Below are 7,768 nucleotides of genomic sequence, written 5' to 3' on the forward strand. Positions count from 1 at the left end.
ACAGGCGTGCCGGTGCAGGCGTGCGACAGGTTGAACCACTTCACCTCGCCGCCCTTGACCTCGGCGACGGCCAACACCGCGGCGGGCACCGCGAGGACGGCAGTGAAGCGCGCGGCTATGGAGCGGAAAGACACGAGAGGAACCTCTGGTGGGGACGGGTGGCGGCCCGTACTGGTGAGGTCTCGGTCCGGGACGCAGGAGGCCGTGCCGACGCGGGCGCGCTGCGCGCGGGCGGCCGACAGGTTTGCGGCTCGGAACGTCCGCCGCGTGCAGCCTGCGGTCACGCATGCAAAGCGGCGGACCCTCACACGAAGAACGACAGGACGCCCAGCCGTTGGAGTGTCAGCGGGAAACCGCAGGTAGGAACCGTGAACCCGCCCCGACCATCCGCCGCAACCCGGACAGCAGGCACCCGTCGCCGTGCTGCGGACCTCGGCCCGTACGCCATCGGCGGCCGTCTCCACCGCGGTCACGGCCACGTCCTCGATCGCGGGCAACAGCAGATCCCTCACCGAAGCCAGAACGTCGTCCACGACCCCACAGTGTTGACGCCCGCCAGCCATCAGGAGTGATTCTCGGGCAACTGCAGAGGAACCACGCCGGTTCAAACAGTCACTCAGCGTGCACGCATCACAGAACTTGAGCCAGAACCACTTCACGTGAACAAAGCCATACCGTCCCTCACCGTCCACGACGCCCACCGCGCCAACGGCCGTTCGGATTCAGTACCTGTTTGAATCCGCAGGTTGATCGGAAGACGCTGTCGGGCGGGGTCACGCGGTTGCAGTAGTGCAGGTGTGGCGCGGTGGTGTGATGAGCATCAGGACGGTCCGACGTGTCTTTCGTGGGAGGTTTTGGTGCCGTACGGGTCTGTGTCCGCGCCTGGGGGTGTGCTGGCCGCGACGGGGCTGGCGACGGGGCAGGTGTGGCTGGTCGTCGTCAGTTTGCTGCTGGTCTTGGCTGGGGTGCTGCTCGTCCGGTTGTCGTTCCGCCGCGGCCGCGACCCGTTCGCCCGGTGACCGCGCCGGCCTTCCCTTCCGATGTCGAGGTCGGCCTGCCGACCCCGCGGGCGCGCGATGCCGTGCTCGCGGGGCCGGTTCAGGGCCGGTGGCCGGGTGTCGGGGTGCTGCCGCGGGCGTGGCACGGCTCGTCGTGGCGGCTCGTGCTGCTGGGTGTGGTGCCGTTCGCGGCGTTCGCCGCCTGGGGCCTGGCGCATGCGGTCGCGGTACTGGACGGCTTCGGGCACGGCGAGATGTCGGGTGTGCTGGCGGTGCCATGGCTGGTGTCGTTCTTCCTGTTGTGGTGGGTCCCGGTGTCCTGGCTGGAACGCCCGCGCAAACCGGCGTCCGCCGCCGAACGGGCGGTGGTCGACGCGCTGACCGTCACCGTCCAGGTGCCCGTCTACAACGAGGACCCGGGCGCACTGCGCGCCTGCCTGCACTCCGTCCTGGTGCAGTCCCGGCGCGTGACCCGGGTACGGGTGGTCGACGACGGCTCGGCGCATCCGGACGGCACGCCGCTGGACTACACCGACGTCCGTGCCGAGTTGTTCGAACGCGCCGCAGCCGTCGGTGTCGAGGCCACCTGGGACCGCACCGCGAACCGCGGCAAGCGGCACGCCCAGATGCACGTCCTCGCCGACGACGACGCCGACGTCTTCGTCACCCTCGACAGCGACTCCGTCCTGGACGCCGACGCTGTCGCCGAGGGCCTCAAGCCGTTCGCCGACCCGGGTGTGCAGTCGGTCGCGGGGCAGGTGATCGTCCTCAACCACGACGCCAACGCCCTCACCCGCCTGATCAACCTGCTGTACCTGCCGTTCACCCGCGGCCTGCGCAGCGCCCAGTCGGTCCTGCGCCGGGTCACCATCAACTCCGGAACCCTCGCGTTCTACCGCGCCGACGTCGTCCGAGGCGCCGCCGGCGCGTACGAGAACGAGCAGTTCCGCGGCCGCCCGATGCAGATGAACGACGACTCCATGCTCACCTTCTACGCCCTGCTCGCCGGCGACACCGTGCACCAGCCCTCCTCGCTGGTCTTCACCCTCGCACCCGAGCAGTTCTCCCACTACTGCTGGTGACTGCCCCCGACGACGTCGAGACGCTGGCCGTCTTGCGGCAACGGACTCGGAGGAACGCACGTACGACCCGCTGCTGCCTCCGGGGCTGTTGGAGGACCCCCTGCTGGCCGGAGGCGTGCGGCGCTCCGGGTCGCGGGCATCAGGATCCGGTCGTCGTCCCGGAGAGCCGCGGGGTGCTATTGGACGTCGTCACTATGTCACCCCCAGCAACGCGGCTGCCCGGACTCCCCCCGCGCAGCCGACCTTGTGGAAGCCCCCTCCGTGGTAGGCCCCCGGCGGAAATGTCAGGTCGGCTGACCGGCGCACTGTGGGAGCGGGCGGTGTCCGGATGCTCGGCGTGTGTCATCTCGCCTCGCAGCTGATCTCCGGTCTGTGAGGCGCTCCCGCCCCCCAGCAGGCCGTGCCGGGGCCACGCACGGTGCTCGGGGACGGATCAGGCTTGATCCAGCAGGAGTTCGCGGGCCGCTCGGGTGCCGGATGCCAGGGCTCCTTGCACGGACCCGGTGGTGCGGTGGTCGCCGCAGACGTAGCGTCCGGGGGCAACGCGAGAGGTCCGCGAGAGCCTGTGGGGTGCCGTCATCGCGGGGAGCGCGTCGTCGACGGTGGTTGTGGCAACGAGGTCCCAGCCGGAGGTGTCGACGTCGTAGGCCTCGGCCAGGGCTGTGCGGATCAGGGCCTCGCGTCCGGGAACGTCGGTGCCGAGGATCGAGGTCTGGACGAGGTGCGTCCCGGCGGGGGCGTAGGTGGGCGCGACTTCGGTCAGGACACAGGTGTTCAGGAATCGCATGCGCGTGTCCGTCATCAGCGTCGGTTCGGCCAACGGTGATCTCTCGGTGGCATGTTGGTACGTGGTCACGGTCCGGTACGCCGGCAGCTTCTCCGCCGGTAGAAGGTGTCGTACGGCCGCAGGGCCCGTGGCGACCACGACCGCGGCAGCGGCCAGTTCCCCGCCGTCGGCCAACAGCACGCCGACGTCCGTGAGTTCCGCGACGGGTGTGTGGACGTTCACGGTTCCGGGCGGGAGCGATGCGGCGAGTTGCCGGGGGACCGCACCGATCCCCTCGGCCGGCAGGCACAGGGTTCCGCGGACCATGCTTCGCCAGACGAGCCGGAATACCGCCGACGATGTGGCCAGCTCGTCCTCCAGGAAGACGCCGGCGAGGAAAGGCCGGAAGAACCGCGCGACGAACTCGTCGGTGAAGCCCCAAGAACTGAGCGTCGCACCGGTGTCGCGGTCCGGCCGACGCGCCGACGCGGCTTTGAGCACCCGCGGCGGTGTCAGCGCACACCATCCGGACAAGGCGGCCAGCGCAGCCGCGTCCCGCAGTCCGACGTCACCCGCGCGCAATCCGTCGACCGCGTCGCGCCGGCTGCGCGAGGGATCGACGATGCGCGACCTGCCGTGGTTGTCCCGCCCAGCGTGCCCGCCGTGCACGAGCACCGCAGGAGAGAAGGGCCGCAGCTTGAGGGCTCTGATGTCGAAGCGTCGTTTGACCTGCGGATACGACGTGTTGAAGACCTGGAATCCGCGGTCCACCACGAACCCGTCGCGGTGGTCGGACCGCATCCGCCCGCCGACGTCGTCGGACGCTTCCAGCACGCGCACGCGTCGGCCGGCCGCGGCCAGGTCGGCGGCGCAGGCCAGGCCGGCGAGGCCGCCCCCCACCACGATGACGTCCAGAGCTGCGCCTGACCCCGAGCCGGATCCCGGCGTCCGACTCCGGTGTTGCGGCCTTGTCCCTGCTTCCGTGCCGGCGTCGCCTTGTGTGTCACCCGCCGGGTCGATCCCGGCGTTGTCGTTCGCGTGTGTCATACGTCCGCGTGCCCCCATTGGTCCAGGACCTGCTCGAGGTCCGTCAGCCGGTCGAGCCCCTGGACCGCGCGGACCATGCGCGGGTTGCGCACGAGGAGTTCGCGGTGCCGGTGCAGGAACGCCCAATATCCGCCGGTGAACGGGCATGCGTGCGGTCCTGCGCGTTCCGTCGGCCGGTAGGCGCAGGGCCCGCACAGGTCGCTCATGCGGTGCACGTACGCGCCGCCGGAGGTGTAAGGCTTCGTCGTCATGCGGCCACCGTCGGCGTACTGGGACATCCCGACCACGTTGGGGATCATCACCCAGTCGTAGCCGTCGACGAACAGCCGGTGGAACCAATCGGTGACGGCCGCGGGGTCCCAGCCGCGCTGAAGCGCGTTGCTGCCCAGGACCATCAGGCGTGGGATGTGATGGGTCCACCCCGTGTCGCGGACCTGGCCCAGGACCGTCCTCAGGCAGTTCGCCTCGACGGCATCGGCGTCCGCTTCCATGAACCATTGCGGCAGCGGCGCGGTGTGCCCGAGCACGTTGCTTGCGCGGTAACGCTCACCGAAGTGCCAGTACAGCTGCCACACGTACTCGCGCCAGCCCGCGATCTGCCGGATGAAGCCCTCGACGCTGTTCAACGGTGCGGCGCCCTGGCGCCACGCGGCTTCGGCGGCCTCGACGCACTCGGCTGGATCGAGGAGTCCGAGATTCAGCGGAGCCGACAACAGGCTGTGGCTCATGACAGGGTCGGCCGACAGCATGGCGTCCTCATAGGTGCCGAACATCGGCAATCGGACGGCGACGAAGCGTTTCAGTGCCGCGCGGGCCTCACGGCGTGACGCGGGGAACAGTCGCGGTCCGTCGCGTCCTACAAAGGCCACGTCTCCGGCGCGCTCCCACGCGTCCAGATCGTGTCGCACCTCCTCGTCGACGGCGTCCTCGCGAGGGCGGTACGGGGGAGGAACATCCAACTCGCGCACGCCGCGTGGCGGGGAGGCGCGGTTGTCGTGGTCGAAGTTCCACCGACCGCCTGCCGGTTCCGGTCCGTCCATCAGCAGCGCATGCTCGCGCCGCACCCAGCGATAGAAGTCCTCCTGGCGCAACTGCCGTTCGCCGCGGTCGCCGACCCAACCACGGAAAGCGTCGCCGGCGACCAGGAAGCCCCGTGCCGGCAGCACCGTGACCTGGTCGAGCGACCGTACGAACCGCATCGCGGCATGCGAAGTGGGATGGTGCACCGTCACCTTGGCCTTGCCGACGGCCCTGTCGAGCCCGTCGCGGTAGGTGTCCGCGCGGACGTACGTCACACGATCCCCGAGTTCCGCCGCACGCCGCCGCATCGCGGACAGGATCAGGTGGGCCTTGGCCCGGTGGAACGTGCGGCGCCGGAACACGGAGCGGGCCTCGATCATCACCACCGGCGCGTCCTTGTGAGGGCCGCCGTCCCCGGGCGCGACGAAGTGGGGACCCAGCTGATCGCCGAACAACCAGTGCGCGTTGGCCATGACGTCCCAACATTGGCCCGCGATGGCCACAGGTGGCCGCCACAACACTCGAGAACCTCGAAACCCGCCCAAACGGAGTAACGATCCGTCCCCCAAGTGGCGACTGATCAGACCCAAGACCGCGAGTGAGCCTACTCCGCTTTGACGGACAGAGTGCCCGCGGATGCCGGCCACTTCGCCCACGGCCGCACGCACGGCTCGCCTTCGGTACCTGCCTTGTCAAGCAACCGCCGTGCCCGTGGGCACAGGGTCGCGGCCGTGCTGTCGGCTGCTGATGATTCCAAGGTGGCCCCGAGGCGGTCGCGTCGACCCTGGTCACCTTGAGGGGGACTGTAAAAGTAGCGACTCTGCCTCACTTTCGGTGGTGAGAGGGGGTGAGTAGGTGATCATGTCGGGGTTTTGAACGCGAACGAGCTTGTGGGTGCGGTGTTTTCGGGGCTTGCACCGCTGGTGGTCGAGGGGGTCGCGGGCGAGGGCGAGGTCATCCGGGTGCGGGCCCGGACGCCTGGCGGTCCGGCGGTAGTCCGGATTGCGGTGGTCGCACTGGTCGCAGTACGTGGCGCCCTCGGCGCCGTCGCCGGCCCACATGCCCAGGATCTCCCGCTCGCCGTCCACAGTCACCGCGAGTGCCGGGTAGATGGCGCGGTTGGCGACCTGGCCGTCGCGGATCCTCACCTGTATCGCGTTGATGAAGACCACCGGGTAGACCGGGTCCAGCGGTCTGGCCTGCCATTCCACCAGGCCTTGGCGCGGGCCCGGTCGGTCAGCCGACGCACCAGTTGCGCGTCCAACTCGTCCGCCGCCCACAACTCGGTAGGATCAACCGGCACAGCCAACCCACCCTGCTCGCTTGGGTGTTCGGACATCTGAGGCCTCCACGGATCCAGCCATTACACCAAGAACCGTACGGACCTGTTGTGCACGTCGGCACCGACTGGACTGGCGCCCTGCTCGCCGCGCGCCTCGGCGCGGCTGGCACTGCGTCGCGGCGGCGGTTTGCTCAGTGGCGCCGTCGATCCAGGCGGCGGTGGCGCGGACGAACCGTTCGGGGTCGAGGGCTTCGGAGGCGTGGAGGGGGGTGAGCAGCGTGAGCGCGCAGGTCTCCGGGGAGGCGAGTGGCGAGGTCGGGGCGTTCGGTGCCGACCGGGTGGGCGCCGAGTAGGGCGAGGACGGTGGGGATGGCGCGTTCGGCGTTGCGGCGTGTGGGGTATTCGCCGCGTTCTTTGACCTGGTCGAGGAAGGTCTCCCAGTTCATGGCCTGTTCCCTTTTCTGGTGCGGGGTGGGCGGGTGTGTCTCCTTACGCCGGTTGGCGGTGTCTCCCGGTGTCGGGAGCGGGCGCCGGGTGAGTGGGGTGTCGGCGTGGGGGGTGCGCGGGTCGCGGCGGCGCGGGGGTCGTGGCGTGTCGGGGTGTGGTGGCAACCCGGTCCAGGATCCGGGCTGCCCGGGCGTCGAATTGTGCGGTCAGTGCGGCGGCGCGGGCTTCGAGTTCGGCGAACCTGGTGTTCGTACGGCGGGCAAGGTCGTCGAAGCGCCGTAGCACGTCGGCGAATTCCTTGTCGATGCGACGGGCGAGCAGGATGCATTCCTCGGCGGGGGTGCGGTGTGGCGGGGTGTGTAGGTGGCTCATGGGGTGGTCCGAAGGCGGGGGTCGAGTCGGGTCCATGCGAGCAGGCGCCGCACGGGGCGGCTGGGGTCGTGCACGGCGAGGTGCCGGCCGTGCCGCTCCGCGAAGGCGCGGGCCGCCAGTAGTGCGCGCAGGCCGGCGCAGTCGATGAAGGTGACGGCCGACATGTCGGCCGCGACTGCGGCGTGCTGGTTCAGCGCGGCGATCAGGCGGTCTCGCAGGGCATCGGCGGTGGCGATGTCTATCTCCCCTTCGGCCTTGACGACCACGGGCCCGCCGGCTGCCTGCGGGCCGGCGGCCGTCCGTGGCACTGGCCTGGGCCGGGGGAGTGGCGGGGGTGTTCGAGGGCGAGCATGCCGCAGGCTCCCGGGTTTCGAGCGTCGCGGGTGTGGGGACAGCGGGTTCAGCCCGTGCGCCGAGTGCGCGCGCACTCGGGGAGGGGGCGGTGCTTGCACCCGGCGCGTTGTGTCAGGCCTTGATCCGCCTGCGTTCGGTGCCGCCGTGGGTGATGGCGATCTTGCGGGGCTTGGCGCGTTCGGCGATGGCGATGCGCAGGGTCAGCACCCCGGCGTCGTAGTCCGCCTTGATCGCGTCGGTGTCGAGGGTGTCGGCGAGCATGACCTGACGGGAGAAGACCCCCGAGGGCCGCTGGGACAGCTCCACCTAGGTCGTGTCTTCAAAGTGGTGGTTGGAGCCAGAGGAGGGTTGCGGCGAGGGTGAGGGCGGCGGTGAAGGAGGTTGCGGTCTTGTCGTAGCG

At 70.1% G+C, this 7,768-nt stretch carries 6 protein-coding genes and 3 pseudogenes; 2 read left to right on the forward strand and 7 right to left on the reverse strand.

The features are described 5' to 3' along the window. The coding region (locus AB0C36_RS43335; RefSeq protein ID WP_435839230.1) for a transposase family protein at positions 1–563 on the reverse strand (563 nt) is incomplete at its 3' end. A 294-nt stretch (positions 564–857) separates the two neighbouring features. On the opposite strand from AB0C36_RS43335, the gene AB0C36_RS41985 reads away from it, so the two are divergent. Both AB0C36_RS41985 and AB0C36_RS41990 read left to right on the forward strand, forming a co-directional pair. After that, positions 858–1,019, forward strand: coding sequence for an LPXTG cell wall anchor domain-containing protein (locus tag AB0C36_RS41985; RefSeq protein ID WP_358364794.1), 162 nt, complete (start codon positions 858–860; stop codon positions 1,017–1,019). Then, complete coding sequence (locus tag AB0C36_RS41990) at positions 1,016–2,080, forward strand: glycosyltransferase family 2 protein (protein WP_358364795.1); 1,065 nt, start codon at positions 1,016–1,018, stop codon at positions 2,078–2,080. The genes AB0C36_RS41985 and AB0C36_RS41990 overlap by 4 nt, the downstream gene beginning before the upstream one ends. A gap of 433 nt (positions 2,081–2,513) precedes the next feature. Here the strand turns inward: AB0C36_RS41990 and AB0C36_RS41995 are convergent, their stop codons facing one another. The 6 genes and pseudogenes from AB0C36_RS41995 to AB0C36_RS42020 all read right to left on the reverse strand — a co-directional run. Beyond that, positions 2,514–3,749 carry an FAD-dependent oxidoreductase gene (locus AB0C36_RS41995; protein WP_358364797.1) on the reverse strand — a complete coding sequence of 412 codons (1,236 nt, stop codon included), beginning with the start codon at positions 3,747–3,749 and terminating at the stop codon, positions 2,514–2,516. 140 nt (positions 3,750–3,889) lie between these two features. Further along, complete coding sequence (locus AB0C36_RS42000) at positions 3,890–5,386, reverse strand: cryptochrome/photolyase family protein (RefSeq protein ID WP_358364798.1); 1,497 nt, start codon at positions 5,384–5,386, stop codon at positions 3,890–3,892. A gap of 552 nt (positions 5,387–5,938) precedes the next feature. After that, positions 5,939–6,130: pseudogene (locus AB0C36_RS42005) on the reverse strand (transposase); the annotation flags it as partial. Positions 6,131–6,376: 246 nt separating this feature from the next. After that, a pseudogene (locus tag AB0C36_RS42010) lies at positions 6,377–6,641 on the reverse strand (DUF2267 domain-containing protein); the annotation flags it as partial. Between the two features lie 369 nt (positions 6,642–7,010). Then, entirely contained in the window at positions 7,011–7,466 is a 456-nt protein-coding gene (locus tag AB0C36_RS43395; RefSeq protein WP_494410271.1) for an STAS domain-containing protein, read from the reverse strand. Positions 7,467–7,479: 13 nt separating this feature from the next. Next, positions 7,480–7,674: pseudogene (locus tag AB0C36_RS42020) on the reverse strand (Hsp20/alpha crystallin family protein); the annotation flags it as partial. Positions 7,675–7,768 lie beyond the last annotated feature (94 nt).

Source organism: Streptodolium elevatio (genome assembly GCF_040649515.1).
Lineage (GTDB): Bacteria > Actinomycetota > Actinomycetes > Streptomycetales > Streptomycetaceae > Yinghuangia > Yinghuangia elevatio.

Coding starts and splice junctions, on each gene's coding strand:
- AB0C36_RS42000 (WP_358364798.1), bottom strand. CDS start 5,386: ATGGCCAACGCGCACTGGTTGTTCGGCGATCAGCTGGGTCCCCACTTC.